Source organism: Aeromonas sp. 603757, from assembly GCF_049171255.1.
Lineage (GTDB): Bacteria > Pseudomonadota > Gammaproteobacteria > Enterobacterales > Aeromonadaceae > Aeromonas > Aeromonas veronii_A.
On record NZ_JAAKOE010000010.1, the window covers coordinates 25,685 to 41,461 of the forward strand.

The 15,777-nt window shown below is 62.4% G+C and carries 16 protein-coding genes; 7 read left to right on the plus strand and 9 right to left on the minus strand.

Annotated features, from left to right (window positions below):
• Window positions 1–225: 225 nt before the first annotated feature.
• The 6 genes from cspE (at window position 226) to G5332_RS11235 (ending at window position 5,990) form a co-directional block, all read left to right on the plus strand.
• Window positions 226–438 carry a transcription antiterminator/RNA stability regulator CspE gene (gene cspE, locus G5332_RS11210; protein WP_005316548.1) on the plus strand — a complete coding sequence of 71 codons (213 nt, stop codon included), beginning with the start codon at window positions 226–228 and terminating at the stop codon, window positions 436–438.
• 306 nt (window positions 439–744) lie between these two features.
• Window positions 745–2,103 carry an NCS2 family permease gene (locus G5332_RS11215; RefSeq protein WP_005356503.1) on the plus strand — a complete coding sequence of 453 codons (1,359 nt, stop codon included), beginning with the start codon at window positions 745–747 and terminating at the stop codon, window positions 2,101–2,103.
• A gap of 238 nt (window positions 2,104–2,341) precedes the next feature.
• A complete protein-coding gene (dhaK, locus tag G5332_RS11220) occupies window positions 2,342–3,412 on the plus strand; it encodes a dihydroxyacetone kinase subunit DhaK (RefSeq protein ID WP_064341830.1) in 1,071 nt (356 codons plus the stop codon).
• 15 nt (window positions 3,413–3,427) lie between these two features.
• Window positions 3,428–4,057 (plus strand): dihydroxyacetone kinase subunit DhaL, encoded by a 630-nt coding sequence (gene dhaL / locus G5332_RS11225; protein WP_421252281.1) that lies wholly within the window; start codon window positions 3,428–3,430, stop codon window positions 4,055–4,057.
• Between the two features lies 1 nt (window position 4,058).
• Window positions 4,059–4,775, plus strand: coding sequence for a dihydroxyacetone kinase phosphoryl donor subunit DhaM (dhaM, locus tag G5332_RS11230; protein ID WP_421252282.1), 717 nt, complete (start codon window positions 4,059–4,061; stop codon window positions 4,773–4,775).
• 132 nt (window positions 4,776–4,907) lie between these two features.
• Complete coding sequence (locus G5332_RS11235) at window positions 4,908–5,990, plus strand: glycerol dehydrogenase (protein WP_042032199.1); 1,083 nt, start codon at window positions 4,908–4,910, stop codon at window positions 5,988–5,990.
• Between the two features lie 89 nt (window positions 5,991–6,079).
• Here the strand turns inward: G5332_RS11235 and dhaR are convergent, their stop codons facing one another.
• From dhaR to G5332_RS11260, 5 genes are all read right to left on the minus strand, one after another.
• Window positions 6,080–7,981 carry a dihydroxyacetone kinase operon transcriptional regulator DhaR gene (gene dhaR, locus G5332_RS11240; RefSeq protein ID WP_421172480.1) on the minus strand — a complete coding sequence of 634 codons (1,902 nt, stop codon included), beginning with the start codon at window positions 7,979–7,981 and terminating at the stop codon, window positions 6,080–6,082.
• Window positions 7,982–8,103: 122 nt separating this feature from the next.
• Window positions 8,104–8,964 (minus strand): patatin-like phospholipase family protein, encoded by an 861-nt coding sequence (locus tag G5332_RS11245; RefSeq protein ID WP_421172481.1) that lies wholly within the window; start codon window positions 8,962–8,964, stop codon window positions 8,104–8,106.
• Window positions 8,965–9,241: 277 nt separating this feature from the next.
• Window positions 9,242–10,141: a hypothetical protein gene (locus G5332_RS11250; protein WP_421172482.1), complete on the minus strand. Its 900-nt coding sequence runs from the start codon at window positions 10,139–10,141 to the stop codon at window positions 9,242–9,244.
• 74 nt (window positions 10,142–10,215) lie between these two features.
• The gene (locus tag G5332_RS11255; RefSeq protein ID WP_042081343.1) at window positions 10,216–10,905 is read right to left on the minus strand and encodes an LrgB family protein; all 690 of its coding nucleotides are present in this window, start codon (window positions 10,903–10,905) and stop codon (window positions 10,216–10,218) included.
• Entirely contained in the window at window positions 10,898–11,299 is a 402-nt protein-coding gene (locus G5332_RS11260) for a CidA/LrgA family protein (RefSeq protein ID WP_088868378.1), read from the minus strand. Before G5332_RS11260 ends, G5332_RS11255 begins: the two co-directional genes overlap by 8 nt.
• Before the next feature lie 134 nt (window positions 11,300–11,433).
• Here G5332_RS11260 and G5332_RS11265 point away from each other — a divergent pair, with 134 nt between their 5' ends.
• Complete coding sequence (locus G5332_RS11265) at window positions 11,434–12,318, plus strand: LysR substrate-binding domain-containing protein (RefSeq protein WP_421172483.1); 885 nt, start codon at window positions 11,434–11,436, stop codon at window positions 12,316–12,318.
• Here the strand turns inward: G5332_RS11265 and G5332_RS11270 are convergent.
• The 4 genes from G5332_RS11270 to ybaK all read right to left on the minus strand — a co-directional run bounded on the left by G5332_RS11270 (window position 12,312) and on the right by ybaK (window position 15,673).
• Entirely contained in the window at window positions 12,312–13,196 is an 885-nt protein-coding gene (locus G5332_RS11270) for a hypothetical protein (protein ID WP_421172484.1), read from the minus strand. The genes G5332_RS11265 and G5332_RS11270 overlap by 7 nt on opposite strands.
• 112 nt (window positions 13,197–13,308) lie before the next feature.
• Entirely contained in the window at window positions 13,309–14,100 is a 792-nt protein-coding gene (locus G5332_RS11275; protein ID WP_421172485.1) for a substrate-binding periplasmic protein, read from the minus strand.
• Window positions 14,101–14,167: 67 nt separating this feature from the next.
• A complete protein-coding gene (locus G5332_RS11280) occupies window positions 14,168–15,061 on the minus strand; it encodes a hypothetical protein (RefSeq protein WP_421172486.1) in 894 nt (297 codons plus the stop codon).
• A 147-nt stretch (window positions 15,062–15,208) separates the two neighbouring features.
• Window positions 15,209–15,673: a Cys-tRNA(Pro) deacylase gene (ybaK, locus tag G5332_RS11285; protein ID WP_005336092.1), complete on the minus strand. Its 465-nt coding sequence runs from the start codon at window positions 15,671–15,673 to the stop codon at window positions 15,209–15,211.
• Window positions 15,674–15,777 lie beyond the last annotated feature (104 nt).

Below are 15,777 nucleotides of genomic sequence, written 5' to 3' on the forward strand. Positions count from 1 at the left end.
TTGCTTTAAAAATGAGAGCGTGTTTTAATCTTTCTCGATGGTTCGGCAGTTCAGACCTGATTATGTTAGGCAGTCATTTTAGTAAAGCAGTGATTAGCATAAGCGTTATCCTCGGATAATTCTTATCAAATAATTCTCCTTCTTTAGTGCTCCCCATACGTATTGCTGACGAAAAATCAAAAATTGCCATTTAGGTGGCATTCAACACTATTTAAGGAAATTATTATGTCTAACAAAATGACTGGTACCGTTAAGTTCTTCAACGCTGAGAAAGGTTTTGGTTTCATCTCCCCGGCTGACGGCAGCAAAGACGTGTTCGTACACTTCTCCGCTATCCAGTCCACCAGCTTCAAAACCCTGGACGAAGGTCAGCGCGTTGAGTTCACCATCGAGCAAGGCCAGAAAGGCCCGGCTGCTGCCAACGTAGTTGGTCTGTAATTCAAGCCGGAGCATGCTGCTGATGGCTCATGCCAACTGCTGACAGCTCTGCAAGAATTAAAAAAAACCCGCTTCGGCGGGTTTTTTGTTGTTCCCCGCTTTTTTCCTCACTGCTCTCCCCTCCCCCGACAGCTTGATCCCTCCCTTACATGCTCTCACCGCTTGAGTCTTAGAATGAGCTCCGAATGGACTCAAAATGTAAAATAGTGACGAAAAAGTCAGGTTATCCGCTGTATTTGCCGCGAATTCTTGCTATTTTGCGCGCCACCAACGCAAACGATTTCCTTCACACTTTCAGGATTAGTTATGGCAAAGCAAGATATGGCCGCCCAAACAGGGACAGGCGGCTTTCTGGACTCTTATTTTTCCATTTCTGCGCGCGGCAGCAGCGTGCGTCAGGAGCTGGTCGCGGGGCTGACCACCTTCCTGGCGATGGTCTACAGCATCATAGTGGTGCCGAACATGCTGGGCGCAGCCGGCTTTGAGCAGGGCCCGGTGTTTGTGGCCACCTGTTTGATCGCCGCCTTCGGCTCCCTGCTGATGGGCCTGTGGGCCAAGCTGCCGATGGCTATCGGTTGCGCCATCTCTCTCACCGCATTTACCGCATTCAGCTTGGTGCTGGGTCAGGGGCTGAGCATTCCGGTCGCCCTGGGCGCCATCTTCCTGATGGGTGTGCTGTTTACCCTGATCAGCGTCACCGGCGTGCGCCAGTGGATCCTGGACAACCTCCCCTCCGGCATCGCCCACGGTACCGGCATCGGTATCGGTCTGTTCCTGCTGCTGATCGCCACCAACGGCGTTGGCATGGTGATCAAGAACGAAGGGGCCGGTCTGCCGGTACAGCTCGGTGAAGTGACCGCCTTCCCGGTGATCATGACGGTGCTGGGTCTGGCTGCCATCTTCGGTCTGGAGCGTCGCAAGGTGCCGGGCGGCATCCTGATGGTGATCATCGCCATCTCCATCCTCGGCCTTATCTTCGACCCGAAAGTGACCTGGCAGGGCTTCTTCGCCATGCCGAGCCTGACTGGCGAGAAAGGCTCGCTGGTAGGCAGCATGGATCTGCTGGGCGCCCTCAATCCGGTAGTCATTCCGACCGTACTGGCGCTGGTGATGACAGCCGTGTTTGACGCCACCGGTACCATCCGTGCCGTGGCCGGTCAGGCAGGCCTTATCAACGAACGTGGCCACATCATCAGCGGCGGCAAGGCCCTGACTGCCGACTCCGTCAGCAGCATGGTGGCGGGCGCCGTCGGTGGTGCTCCGGCTGCCGTCTACATCGAATCTGCCGCAGGCACCGCGGCCGGTGGCAAGACCGGTCTGACCGCCGCGCTGGTCGGCGTGCTGTTCCTGCTGATGATCTTCCTCTCCCCGCTGAGCTATCTAGTACCAGCCTACGCCACCGCACCGGCGCTGATGTATGTCGGTCTGCTGATGCTGGGCAACGTCACCAAGCTGGACTTCAGCGACTCGGTCGATGCGCTCTCCGGCATGCTGTGCGCCGTATTCATCGTGCTCACCTGCAACATCGTGACCGGCATCATGCTGGGCTTCGTGGCGCTGGTCGTTGGCCGCATCTTCGCTGCCGAGTGGAAGAAGCTGAACGTCGGCACCGTTATCATCGCCGTGGCGCTGGTTGTCTTCTACGCCGGTGGCTGGGCCATCTAACCCGTCCGCATATTCCGGTTATAGCCAAGGGCCCTGCGGGGCCCTTTTTCATGGCTGTGAGTCAGCTAACAGTTTCCCGCTCGCTAGCCCTGCGTTGTTTCAGATTGAAACACTCATCCCCCTTCTGCTGTTTCAAATCCGAACCAAATCGCCCGTCATTTTTATCCCTTTTTCTGTCGTTAGACTGGCTCCATCAACCATTTGCCCACCCGTGCGGTGGCAAGCCAAGGAGTGAGCCATGAAGAAACTGATCAATGCCGTCGATGCCGTGGTCCGTGAACAACTGATGGGGATGGCAGCCGCCCACCCCGAGCTCAAGGTACGTATCGAACCCCACTACATCACCCGCGCCGACTCCCCCGTGATGGGCAAGGTGGCGCTGGTCTCCGGCGGTGGCAGCGGCCACGAGCCGATGCACGGCGGTCTGGTGGGCAAAGGGATGCTGGATGGCGCCTGCCCCGGCGAGATTTTTACCTCCCCGACCCCGGATCAGATGTACGAGTGCGGTCAGGCCGTTGATGGCGGCGCGGGCGTGCTGTTTCTGGTGAAGAACTACACCGGCGACGTACTCAACTTCGAGACCGCGGTCGAGCTGCTGCACGGCGACGGGGTCAAGGTGGGCTTTGCCCTCATCGATGACGACGTGGCAGTCAAAGACAGCCTCTACACCGCCGGTCGCCGTGGCGTCGCCACGACCGTGCTGTGCGAGAAGCTGGTCGGTGCCGCCGCCGAGGCGGGCTACGATCTGGCGCGTTGCGAGGCGCTGGCCCGTCGCATCAACAACCAGAGCCGCACCATAGGCGTGGCCATGCATGCCTGCACCGTGCCGGCCGCTGGCAAGCCCTCCTTCACCCTGGCGGACAACGAGATGGAGTTCGGCGTCGGTATCCACGGCGAGCCGGGCATCGAGCGCCGCCCCTTCACCGACCTCAATACCCTGGTGGACGACATGTTCAGCGAGCTGGCGGACAATACCCCCTATGGGCGCACCCTGCGCCACTGGGATCGCACCAGCGGCAGCTGGCAGGAGGAGCACACCTTTATCGAACCGCTCAACAAAGGCGATCGGGTCATCGCGCTGGTCAACAGCCTCGGCGGCACACCCATCTCCGAGCTCTATGGCGTCTATGGTCGCCTCGCCACCCTGTGCGAGGAGGCGGGCATCCATCTGGTGCGCAACCTCATTGGCCCCTACTGCACCTCCCTCGACATGACCGGCATCTCCATCACCCTGCTCAAGGTGGATGACGAACTGATGACCCTGTGGGATGCCCCCGTTCACACCCCCGCCCTGCGTCGCGGCTGCTAAGGAGTGCCGATAGCCATGCTAAGCAAACACCAAATCGTCAACTGGCTGCTCGACTGCGAACACATCTTTACCGAGCAGCGTGACTACCTCACCGCTCTGGATACCGACATCGGCGACGGCGACCACGGCCTCAACATGCAACGCGGCTTCGCCAAGGTAGCCGAGAAGCTGCCGGCGGTGGCGGACAAGGATATCGGTCAGGTACTGAAAACCACCGGCATGACCCTGCTCTCCTCGGTCGGCGGCGCCAGCGGCCCGCTCTACGGCACCTTCTTTATCCGGGCCGCAGCCAGCAGTGACGCCTGCCAGAGCCTCAGCCTCAGCCAGCTGTGCAAAATGCTGAGCGACGGGGTCGAGGGGATCGTCTCCCGCGGCCGTGCCGAGCCGGGCGACAAGACCATGTGCGATGCCTGGTGGCCGGCACTGGCCGCCCTGCAACATGCGCAGCAGCAAGAGCTGCCCCTCAACGAAGCGCTGGACAAGGCGGTGGCAGCCGCCGCAGCCGGTACCGAGGCCACCATCCAGATGCAGGCCCGCAAGGGGCGCGCCAGCTATCTTGGCGAGCGCAGCATCGGCCATCAGGATGCCGGGGCTACCTCGACCCTGCTGCTGCTGACCGCCCTGCGTGACAGAGCGAGGTTGTGACATGATCGGAATCGTAGTGGTCTCTCACAGCGCCCAGCTGGCGGCCGGATTGAAAGCGCTGGCCGACCAGCTCGGTAGCCCGGCCCGCCTGCTGCTGGCGGCCGGGGTCGATGACCCCGACCACCCCATCGGCACCGACGCCATCGCCGTGATGAGTGCGATTGAAGAAGCGGATGACGGCAGCGGCGTGCTGGTGCTGATGGACTTGGGCAGCGCCCTCCTGAGTGCCGAGACCGCCCTCGAACTGCTGCCCCCGGAGCTGAGCGCGAGGGTGCGGCTCTGCCCCGCACCGCTGGTCGAGGGTACTCTGGCCGCTGTGGTGGCGGCCGGTTCCGGCCTGATGCTGGACGAGGTGGCCGCCGAGGCGCTCGGTGCCCTTGGCCCGAAACAGGCGATGCTGCCTGCCAGCGCAGCGCAGACCGCCACCGAGACGGCCCCCGTTGTCGACGATGGCTGGCTGCGCTGTGAGGTGGTGGTGGATAACCCCCACGGTCTGCATGTGCGCCCCGCCGCTCGACTGGTGGCCGCCCTCCAGCCCTTTGCCGCTGAGCTCAAGCTGCAAAAAGGGGACAAAGAGGCCAACCCCCGCAGCCTGACCCGGCTCGCCATGCTCAACGTGCGTCAGGGCGACCAGCTCACCCTGCTGGCACGCGGCGAGGATGCCAGCGCCGCCTTGGCCTGCTTCCAGCAGCTGGCCGACGAGCGCTTTGGCGACTGACGCCGCACACCATTGTTTCAAGGGGCTGCACTCGCTCGCTGAGCCTGTGCAGCTTCATTCAAGACGAAGGAGTCCCCGGCACAGCCGCCCCTTCGCCCCGATTCTTAATTCATAAAGAGAGAGGGATAAAATATGGACCGCATTATCATCAGCCCCAGCAAATACGTACAAGGCAACGGGGCCCTCGCCAATATCGGCAACTACGTCAAAGCGCTCGGTAGCAAGCCGCTGATCCTGGCCGACGCCTTCGTCACCAAGCTGGTCGGCGATACCGTGGCTACAAGCTTCCACGGCGCCGGTATCAAGCCCGAGTTCGACTGCTTCAACGGCGAGTGCTCCCGCCCCGAGATCGACCGTCTGCTGGCCCGCTGCCAGCAGACCCCGTTTGACGTCATCATCGGCATCGGCGGCGGCAAAACGCTGGATACCGCCAAGTCGGTCGCCTTCTACCAGAAAGTGCCGGTGGTCATAGTGCCGACCATCGCCTCCACCGATGCCCCCACCAGCGCGCTGGCGGTCATCTATACCCCGGAAGGGCAGTTCAGCGAATACCTGATGATCCCGACCAACCCCAACATGGTCATCATGGATACCGGGGTGGTCTCCCGCGCCCCGGTACGGCTGTTGGTCTCCGGCATGGGGGATGCGCTCTCCACCTACTTCGAGGCGCGCGCCAACAAGGTCTCCGGTTGCCAGACCATGGCCGGTGGCGCCTCCACGCTGGCGGCGCAGGCCATCGCCGAGCTCTGCTACAAGACTCTGCTGGCCGACGGCTACAAGGCCAAGCTGGCGGTGGAGCAGGGGCTCTGCACCAAGGCAGTGGAGAACATCATCGAGGCCAACACCTACCTGAGCGGTATCGGCTTCGAGAGCAGCGGACTGGCTGCCGCCCACGCCATCCACAACGGCCTGACCCAGCTGGCCGAGTGTCACCACCTCTACCACGGTGAAAAAGTGGCGTTCGGTACCCTGGTGCAGCTGGTGCTGGAGAATGCGCCGATGGCGGAGATCGAAACCGTGCTGGGCTTCTGCCGCTCGGTGGGCCTGCCGACCAACCTGCATATGATGGGGGTCAAGGAGCTGGATATGGCGCGCCTGATGGAGGTGGCCAAAGCCTCCACCGCCGAGGGCGAAACCATCCACAATATGCCGTTCAAGGTCACCGCCGAGGATGTGCTGGCGGCCATCGTCACCGCCCACCAGCTGGGGCTGTAACCACGCCACGACGGACCTAGCCATATAAGACGGCCCCGCATCTGCGGGGCCTTGTCATTTTCTGCTGGCCGGTTCGCAATGGCTCGCCGTCAGCCGTGATAGTCGGCGGGATCGATCTCGAGCAGTTTGAGCCGTCGCCACAGTGTGGTGCGACTGATACCCAGATGCTGGGCCATCTGGCTCACCTGCCCCTTGCAGGCATGGGCGCAGCGCAAGATGGCTTGCCGCTCCAGCTCCGCCAGCGTGAGCAGCGGTTGCCCCACCACCTCGTCGGCCACCCGCTGATAGCCGTGCCGAATGGCGGCGGGCAGCGCCTCGGGCGGGATCGGCCCCTGACCGGCATGAAGCAGCGCATGCTCGACGGCGCTGCGCAGCTCCCCCAGATTGCCGGGCCAGGGATAGGCGAGCAGACAATCGAGGGCCGCCGGACTGAACTGGCGCACCGGCTCGCGCCCCTGCGCTGCCAACTGCTGGCTGATCAGGCCCGGCAGATCGGCCGCGCGCTCCCGCAATCCCGGCAGCCACAGCTCGCACGCCTGCAAGGCATAGAGCAGCTGGCGGCCAAACAACCCCTCCTGCACCAGCTGCTCCAGCGGGGCGCTGCTGGTGGCGATGATCCGCACCTTGAGCGGCAGGATGCGGGCCGAATCGAAGCGCTGGATGCGACCGGTCTTGAGCAGTTGCAGCAGCGCCGCCTGCATGGGGGCAGAGAGGCACTCCACCTGCTCCAGTACCAAAGTGCCGCCGTGGGCCAGCTCGAACTTGCCCGCCCGCTCCTGCCCCGCCTCGTCGGAACCCATCAGCTCCAGCGCCATCCGCTCGCTCGGCAGCGCCTTGCAGTTGAGGGTAATAAGCGGCCCGGCGGCCCGTTCGCTGCCAAAGTGGATCGCCTCCGCCAGCTGGGCCTTGCCCACCTCCTCCTCGCCGCGCAGCAGGATCGGCCCCTGACTCTGGGCCGCCTGCCGGGCGTAGCGCAGCAGCTTGCGCATGGCGCTCGACTCCCCCACCAGCGCCGACAGCTCGGGCACCGTCTGGCGCAGCTGATGGATGGCCCGCAGCCGATCGACCGGGTGCAGCAGGGCGATAAAGCTGACCCCTTCCGGCCCCGGCAGCGGCTTGAGGCTCACCAGCGCATTGATAAACTCCCCCTCCTGCGCGCCGAGCCGCTCCAGCGTCACCTCCACATGACTCAGTGGCGTTTGCCCCCTGATGGCCAGCTGCAACCGCTGGGGCAACAGCAGGTGCTGCTCCAGCGGCTGGCCGAGACAGAGTGCGGGATCGAGCCGCAGCCGGTGGGCTGCCAGCGCGTTGAGGTAGCGCAGCCGCCCCTGCGGATCCCAGGCCAGCACGCCGTCATCCATGCCGTCGAGCAGGGCGTAAAGTTCGCTCAGGTGGTGCTGGGACTCCTGCATCAGGGTCTCCATCTGCAGCAGATGGGCCAGCTCGCGCCCGGCGCTGACGGTGAGCGCCAGATCGCCGGCGCTCGCCTCCTCCACCTTGCAGATCTGGGCGATGATGGCGACCTGACGACCATTGCTGTTGTAGACCGGGCTGGCGCAGCTGTGCCACGGGTGGAGGGTCTGGTTGAAGTGCTGGGGGCCGCTGACACAGAGCGGCACGCCCTCCAGCGCCGCCAGATTGATGGCATTGGTGCCGATGCGCCCCTCGCTGAAAAAGGCGCCGGGGCCAAACCCCAGCGCCGCCAGCTCGCGCAGGGTATCCGGGTGGCCGGTTTGGGCCAGCAGGCAGCCACTCTCGTCGGTGAGCAGCAGGGCGCAGGGGCGCCCCTCCATAAATTCGTAGAGATCCTCGAGGGCCATCTCGCCGGTGGTGAGCAGATCCCGCTTGCGCTGGCGCAGGCTCTGCAAGGTCTGCCCCTTGGCGCTGTGGGGCGGATGCCAGAGGGTGGCACTGGTCTGGTGGGCGCAGCGCAGCCAGGATGCCTGCAGATAGTCAGGCCAGGCGAGCAGCGGCTGAAGGTCAGATGGCATGGTCACAGCAATATCCGGCAAGATGTGAGCCGACCATTTAACCACGCCAGCGCCCCCGATTCAGTGACCTGCCTCAGAGGGTGGCAACCCCGTCCCAGTTGTGTAAAACCGTCAGGTTGCCACTAGGCTGCACGTACAGTCCTGACTGCTCGCAACACGCTCTGGCGCCCCTGCCAGTAGCCCTGCAGATAGCCGGACTCCAGCTTGACCGGATCCTGAGTAAAACGGGAGACCATGAAATCGGCCGGTGGCGCGATCACCTCGATTTCGCAATCGGCAGGGGGATTGGCGATGAAATCGAGCGCCCGGTTGTAGGCGCGATCCCGCTCCAGCATAGCTTGCGCCAGTGCAGGCTGGGTTTTCAGCAAGGCTTTGACCATCCAGCAGAAACGGGCCGGCTTCTTGCGATAGCCCCGGGGTTCCGACAGCACCACTGTCATCCGCCGTGCACCGCGCCGATAGGCCTCGATCACCGGAATGGAGTCGCTGATGCCGCCATCGGCCATGGGGCGACCATCGACACAGGGGGTATCATGCTGCACCACCGGCAGGGCGCAGGTGGCGGTCAGCACCTCATCCATGTTGTCGGGCCGCACCGGCAGATAGATGGCCTTGCCGCTCGCCACATCGGTCGCCACCGCATAGAAGGGAATGTCGCGGGCACAGAAGGTGTCGAGATCCAGCGGGAAGCGATGGCGACTGGCCTGCCATAGCCAGCCGATGTCCACCAGATCGCCCCCTTTGACGAAACGCAGGGGATCGAGAAACCGGGAGCTGCAAGCCAGCTCGGTGATGATGTGGTGACTGCGGCGCGGCTGCTCGCTCAGGTAGGAGACCAGATTGGTGGCACCGGCCGAGACGCCCATGACGAAATCAAACGGGTAGTGGTGACTTTCGACAAACGCATCGAGCACGCCGCTGGCAAAGATGCCGCGCATCGCACCCCCTTCGACAATCAGGGCGCAAGAGTGGGGATTAAACATAACAAGGCTCCGTCAGCTGTAATACCTGCCGGGATCGATCCCGGCCCAGTGATGGACGCCTTCATGCAGAACATCAAGACGCCGCAGCAGGACGATTCAGGCTCACTCGCACAAGCCAGAAGCGGGCAGGAGCAAACCTGAACCGTGAAGCGACCCCCAGTATATGCAGCGCAACAACCTTCAAAAAATGAATTTAAATAATAAAGAACATGCCTTTTTGGCATGTATGAGCACATCGGCAGATACGGCCCTTTATCCGGGAACAGCACCATCAGGATCAAGGCAGCCCGGGCCCGAACGTCCCGTCGACGGGGTTGTAGTGGTACGCACGATAATCAAAGTCCACCTTATCAAGGCGCGGATTGGCCAACTCGAATAACAGGCGTCTGGGGAGCTGCGCCTGCTCGAGGGAAGGTTTGAAGTGGCGCAGCCAGAGCTGTTGCAACGAGCCATCCCGCCACGCCAGCTTGAGCCCGACCGAGAGGCGGCGGATGGCGGCCTGATTATCCTTGTGGGTGTAGAAGAGGTGGAGGAAGGGATAGTGCAGCGCCACTCGCCGATCCACGGTGAGGCCGGGCAGATCACTGTGCTGCTCCTGCTCGATAAAGAGCTCGTTGGCACCGCGGCAGAAGAGGTCGATGCGACCGCGAGCCACCAGCTTGAACAGCCGCTCGTAACCATCGATCTCCTGTACCTTGAAACCGGCCTGACGCAGGATCTCCGCATCCTGCCAGCCACGCCCCTGCCCGTGTAGAAATTGCTGCAGCTCGGCCAGGGTATTGACCCTTGCCACCGCATCGGCCTGCTGCGGACTGACAAAGCAGATGCGATAACCGAGGATGCCCAGCTCCACCGGAAAACGAACGTAATCCAGCGCTCCGCTCTCTGCGGCCGGGCGCAGACTGTCGGCCACAAACAGATTGGGGTATTGCTGAGTCTGCACAATCTGTCGCATCCGGATACGGTTCATCGGCGGCGCGGTCCGCAGCTCGTAGCCACCGAAGCTGTCGCGGGTCTTCTCCAGCGCCAGCTGCAACAGATCGCGAAAATAGAGGGTACGCAAGTCCCGATCGCTCTCGGGGCTGATATGAGTGATGACGTCGCTCGCCCTTAGGGGACTGGCAAGGAGGGAAAGACTGCACAGCAGCAAGCAGGAAGCGAGGCGATGAAAGGTCATACTGCTCATCCCGGAAATACAGGCTCACTAGAGTGTAGCGCCGGGACGAGCCGCTTTCTAAAGGGAAGTCCGGCCTACCAGAACAGCTGGCCCAGCAGGGGCGCCAGCAGCACGGTCACCATGCCGGCGATCATCATCACCATACTGGAGACCACTCCCTCCTCATTACCCATCTGATAAGCCCTGGCAGTACCGGCACCGTGGGCCGAGGCGCCAAAGCCCGCCCCCTTGCCGAGGCGACTGCGAATGGCCAGCACGGTCAGCACGCTCTCCCCCACCGCCATACCAATCACCCCGGTCAGCACCACAAACAGCGCGGTGAGATCGCTCTGACCGCCGATGGCGCGGGTCGCCTCCACCGCAAATGGCGTGGTGATGGAACGCATCGCCAGACTGCGTTGCAACATGTCAGAGAGATCCAGCCAGCGGGCCAGCAGCACGGTACTCCCCACCGCCATGATGACCGAGGCGACCACCCCCACCGACAGCGATAGCCAGTGGCGGCGAATGAGCTGGCGGTTCTCGTAGACCGGCACGGCGAAGGCAACGGTCGCGGGGCCCAGCAGCCAGAGCAGCCAGTGGGATTCCGCCATGTAATCCTGATAGGGGATGTGGAACAGCAGCACCACGGCCACCAGCAGGGTCGGCGCCAGCAGCAGCGGCATCAGCGGCAGGATGCGCTTTTTGCCGTAGAGCCATTTGCTGGCGTAGTAGAAGAGCAGGGTAAGAGCGAAGCAGATCAGCCCGAGCAGGGTATCAGACATGACGGCGACTCCGGCGGGCCAGTTTCAGTTCGAGGCGGTAAACCCGATCCACCACCAGCGCCGTGGTGCCGAGTACCAGGGTGGTGCTCACCAGCAGCACCACCATGATGCGCCACCCCTCCTGCAACAGCAGATCCTGATAGTTGACCACCGCCACCACGGCGGGGACGAAGAAGAGCAGCATCTCCGCCAGCAGCCAGCGGGCACCCGCCTCAAACCACTGCGCCTTGACCACCCCGAGCAGGATGCAGGCCAGCAGCAACAGCATGCCGGTAAGGTTGGCGGGCAGCGGCAGATGGAGGGTACGCACCGCGGTATCGGCCAGCAGCCAGATGGCTGCCAGCAACACAATCTGGAAGGGAGTCTGTAACCAGCGCAAGCAGAGGGCTTTCATGATCATCGTCTTTCTGTGAACCGGCTCACAGTATAGAGTTGAGCAAAACCTGCCAGAAATGAATTAAAATTATCGAATTCATGCCACATAGGCATACTTCATCCCGTACCCGCCAACACGAGTCGAGAGAGTCCATGGATATTCGCGCCCTGCGCTATTTTGTCGAACTGGTACGGGAAAAAAGCTTCACCCGCGCCTCTGAAAAGCTGTTCGTCACCCAGCCCACCATCAGCAAGATGATCCGCAATATCGAGGAGGAGCTGGGCCAACCCCTGCTCAACCGGGAAGGGCGCCGCTTCACCCTGACCGACAGCGGCCAGGTGCTGTTCAACCGTGCCCAGACCATCTTGGCTGAGATGCAGCAGCTGGAGGCCGAACTGGCGGATCTGCAGAGCCTGCAACATGGTCGCCTCACCCTCGGCATTCCCCCCATGGTGGGTCACGTCTATGCGGATCTGATCCGCGCCTACCGCACCCGCTATCCCAAGGTGGAGCTGACCCTGGTGGAGTACGGCGGCCGTCGCATCGAACAGGCGGTGCTGGAGGGGGAGCTGGATCTCGCCATCACCATGCTGCCGACCAAAGAGGGGGGCGCCCTCAGCGCGCTGGAGCTGGATCAATACCCGATCCGGGTAGTGCTGCCTGATCAACCCCGCTGGCATGGCGAGACGCCGCTGCGGCTGGAGTCCCTGCAGGAGGAGCCCTTCCTGCTCTATACCCAGGCGTTTACCCTGAGCGAGCGGTTGGAGCAGGCATGTCAGGAGGCGGGCTTTGTGCCGCAGGTGGCGGCGCGCAGCAGCCAGTGGGATTTTCTCACCGCCATGGTACGCAGCGGCATGGGGGTCGCCTTCTTGCCGGAGCCGGTCTGCCACCGGCTGACCCCGGATGGTCTGGTGCTGCGGCCGCTGGAGCCCAAATTGAGCTGGCGACTCGGGGTGATCTGGCCGAGCGAGCGCTATCTGTCGCGCACCGCCGAGGCTTGGTTGGCCCTCTGCCGCCAGCGGCAGGCACCTCAGTAATCGCCGAAGCGATCGGTCTGCGGATTGTAGAAGTAGGGGCGGTAATCGAAGCTGATCCCGTCGAGGAAGGGATTATCCAGTCGCAACATTCGGCGCTGGGAGAACTTGGCAAAGGCGATGGCCGGGCCAAAGCTCTTGCGCCACAGCGCCTGTAGCGAGCCATCCTGCCACGCCAGCTGCAACCCCCGTTCGACCCGCTGCAGCGCCTCGCGATTGTTGGGATTGGTGTAGAAGACCCGAGGCAGCGGGTAGTAGATCAACAGCGCATCGTCCACCAACAGATCCGTCATCTCCTTGTGGGTCAGCTGCTCGCTGCGCAGCTCGCTCACCCCGCGGCAGAAGAGATCGAAGCGGCCCCGCGCCACCATTTTGAACAGCTTTTCGTACCCCTCCACCTCCACCACCTCCATCCCGGCGTAGCGCAGGATATCCACATCCAGCCACCCCTTGCCCTGACCGAAGGTGAACTGGCGCAGCCCCTTGAGGTCGGTCACTTTGCTCACCGCCGCCTTTTGCTGCGGGCTGACAAAACAGATGCGGTAGCTGACGATGCCCAGATGGATGGGAAAACGGACATAGGCGAGCCCCAGATCCTCGCGGGTGCTGCTGTAGCTGTCCATTACAAAGAAGTTGGGATAGTTGTCGAGCTGCATGCTGAGCCGCTCGCGCGCCTTGGTCATGGGCGGCGCAGGCTCCAGCAAATAGTCGCCAGACTGGTCGCGGGTCTTGTCGAGGGCGAGCCGCAGCAGCTCCCGATCATAGGTGGTACGCGGATCCCGCTCGCTCTCTGGGCTGATATAGGTAAACCGGGTGGCCGCCTGTCCGGTCACCGACAACACGCAGAGCAGAGCGGCAGCCAGCAGATGCAGGGGTGACATAAACCGCGCCTTGGCTGAAGGGGTACTTTCAGTGTAGCCCCTGAGCGTGGCTGCTCGGCCCTGCCACCACCCCGCGCTCTCCTCCCCTTTTCGGCCAGTCGCATCCATCAGCCTACTCCCCCACCGGAGGTGTGCTTCTGAGCGATGTTGCATAACGCTGATAGGCAGCAGAGTCGCGCACCTGCTCGATAGCATCCCACACCTGCCGGCTTTGTCGGGGATGGGCCTGATAGAAGCGGTTAGAGAAGACCAGATAGTAGGGCTTCTCCACCAGCACCGGCGACAGCCGCTCGATGCGGGCCTGCAACTCGGGATGAGCCACCAGAATACTGTCGGCCACCTCGGTCTGGATGGCGGTCGCCTGCGCCCGATCCATCACCAGCTTTTTCAACATGATCAGCGGGTCACGGCTGGAGTCATCCACCTCGGCTCCCGCAGCCTGCAACAAGTCGACGATGGAAAATCCGGACTGGGCCGCCACTACGCCCTTGACCCTGAGGGTGGAGCCATCCCACTGGCTTTTGCCACCCTTGAGCTGGTAGAGACTGTAACTCTCGGTCAGCAGCCGCTTGGCGGGGTCGGGTTTGCCCTCACGCATGGGATAGACCCCCACCCTGGTCGCCCGCTCGACGCTATAGCTCATCTTGATGACCGCATCCATCTGGCCACTGCTCACCCGAGAGAGGCAGCGCTTCCACGGCAGCGGCGTCAGCACGATCTCGGCATTGAGGGCGGTAGCAACCGCCTTTAGGTGATACTGGACAATCCCCTCCCCCGATTGCAGCAGCCAGGGGTAGGAGTCACTGTTTTCGAGGCAGGTACGCAGCGTAAAGACCGGGGCTGCACCGCCGGTGGCAGGCAGCAGCAACGCGATGAAGAGCAAGGAGAGGGCAGATGCGTGCATGGGCCATCTCCTTTGCGGCAATGATCTCTCCCTTACTCTATCAGAGCTGCGCACCTGATAACCCGGCTCAGGGTTGTGAACCGAAATCATCCGTCAGCGGGTTGTAAAGGTAGGGGCGATAGTCAAAACCGTCCTTGGGTAACTGCGGATTGCCGAGCCGGACAATCTGGCGAGCCCCCAGATTGGCAAACACCAGCGAGGGTTGGAAGTGATGGCGCCAGAGCCGTTTGAGCGAACCATCCTGCCAGGCCAGTTGCAGACCGCGCTCAAGGCGCTCGCGCTCCTGAACGTAGCGGGCATTGCTGTAGAACACGTGGATCAGCGGATAGAAAAGGGCCAGATGGCGATCGACCGTCAAACCGGCCACCTTGCCCTGATGAGATTGCCACTCCGGCAGGATCTCGTTGGCCCCACGACAGAAGAGATCGATGCGCCCTCGTGCCACCATACGAAACAGCGACTCGTAGTTATCCACCTCATGTACCGTCAGCCCGCCGTTGCGCAGGATCACCGCATCCTGCCAGCCGGTGCCCACCCCTTGAGTGAAGTGGCGCAACTGATCCAGGGTGTTCACCCGCGCCAGCTCGGCAGCACGATCCGAGCCGACAAAACAGACCCGATAGCCGAGGATCCCCATATCGATCGGGAACGGGATCAATGCCACCTGATCCGCCACCGCCTCCCCCTGATAAGGCCAGCTGTCGAGAATAAAGAGGGCGTTTTTGCCCTGCTCCTGCACCTCGATCCGCATCCGCGCCTTGTTCATCGGCAGGGAGTCCAGCAACTCGTAGTCGCCATATTCGGGGCGAGTCTTCTCCAACGCCAGCTGCATCACCTCACGGTAATAACGCATCCGCATATCCTGACTGTTTTCAGGGCTGAGCAGGGTAAAACGGGTGGCAGCCAGCAAGGCAGAGGGGAGGGATAAACAGAGGCAAAGCAACAGAAGTCGGTACATCATGGCTGAACTCATACAACGGGGTTCACCTAGTATAGGCTGGCACACTCCCCGTTGAGCACGGGGCAATCACGGCTTGCGCGTCCGATCACAGGTAGGGCAATCCGGGCCGCCACAGGCCCGGAGGGCAGGTTCACACCGTGCCCGGCACTACTCTTCGCCGATAGGTGCGGCGATCCACTTCATCAGCGTCAGCATATCCTGCGGCGCCACGCCGACCGAGAGGCCGCGCTTGCCGCCGCTCACCAGGATCTCGTCAAACTGCAGCGCCGACTCGTCGAGCACAGTGGGCAACAATTTCTTCTGGGCCAGCGGGCTGATGCCACCCACCTTGTAACCGGTCAGCTTCTCCGCTTCCGCCGGTTTCATCATCTCCACCTTCTTGAGACCAGTCGCCTTGGCCAGCTGCTTCAGACTGCACATGCCGGATGAGGGAACGATGGCCACCACCGCCTGCTTGTCGTGATGGGCGACCAGGGTCTTGAACACCTGTGCCTCCGGCAGCCCGAGCTGGGTCGCGGCATGCTTGCCGAAATCGTCGTGGGCTTCGCATTCGTAGGGGTAGAGCTTGTGGGGGATTTTGAGCTTCTTCAGCAGGTTGATGGCAGGAGTCATTATGGTTGCCTTGAATCGAATCGCATAAAAACAAGGCCAAACAGTCTGCGCCTGCGTGGCGAGGGATGCAAGCCGGAGGGGAAATATGTACCCATCACCGATAA

Coding starts and splice junctions, on each gene's coding strand:
- G5332_RS11265 (WP_421172483.1), top strand. CDS start 11,434: ATGGATATTCGCGCCCTGCGCTATTTTGTCGAACTGGTACGGGAAAAA.
- G5332_RS11260 (WP_088868378.1), bottom strand. CDS start 11,299: ATGAAAGCCCTCTGCTTGCGCTGGTTACAGACTCCCTTCCAGATTGTG.
- dhaR (WP_421172480.1), bottom strand. CDS start 7,981: ATGCCATCTGACCTTCAGCCGCTGCTCGCCTGGCCTGACTATCTGCAG.
- G5332_RS11235 (WP_042032199.1), top strand. CDS start 4,908: ATGGACCGCATTATCATCAGCCCCAGCAAATACGTACAAGGCAACGGG.
- G5332_RS11280 (WP_421172486.1), bottom strand. CDS start 15,061: ATGATGTACCGACTTCTGTTGCTTTGCCTCTGTTTATCCCTCCCCTCT.
- G5332_RS11275 (WP_421172485.1), bottom strand. CDS start 14,100: ATGCACGCATCTGCCCTCTCCTTGCTCTTCATCGCGTTGCTGCTGCCT.
- G5332_RS11250 (WP_421172482.1), bottom strand. CDS start 10,141: ATGACCTTTCATCGCCTCGCTTCCTGCTTGCTGCTGTGCAGTCTTTCC.
- G5332_RS11245 (WP_421172481.1), bottom strand. CDS start 8,964: ATGTTTAATCCCCACTCTTGCGCCCTGATTGTCGAAGGGGGTGCGATG.
- dhaL (WP_421252281.1), top strand. CDS start 3,428: ATGCTAAGCAAACACCAAATCGTCAACTGGCTGCTCGACTGCGAACAC.
- ybaK (WP_005336092.1), bottom strand. CDS start 15,673: ATGACTCCTGCCATCAACCTGCTGAAGAAGCTCAAAATCCCCCACAAG.
- G5332_RS11270 (WP_421172484.1), bottom strand. CDS start 13,196: ATGTCACCCCTGCATCTGCTGGCTGCCGCTCTGCTCTGCGTGTTGTCG.
- dhaM (WP_421252282.1), top strand. CDS start 4,059: ATGATCGGAATCGTAGTGGTCTCTCACAGCGCCCAGCTGGCGGCCGGA.
- G5332_RS11215 (WP_005356503.1), top strand. CDS start 745: ATGGCAAAGCAAGATATGGCCGCCCAAACAGGGACAGGCGGCTTTCTG.
- cspE (WP_005316548.1), top strand. CDS start 226: ATGTCTAACAAAATGACTGGTACCGTTAAGTTCTTCAACGCTGAGAAA.
- G5332_RS11255 (WP_042081343.1), bottom strand. CDS start 10,905: ATGTCTGATACCCTGCTCGGGCTGATCTGCTTCGCTCTTACCCTGCTC.
- dhaK (WP_064341830.1), top strand. CDS start 2,342: ATGAAGAAACTGATCAATGCCGTCGATGCCGTGGTCCGTGAACAACTG.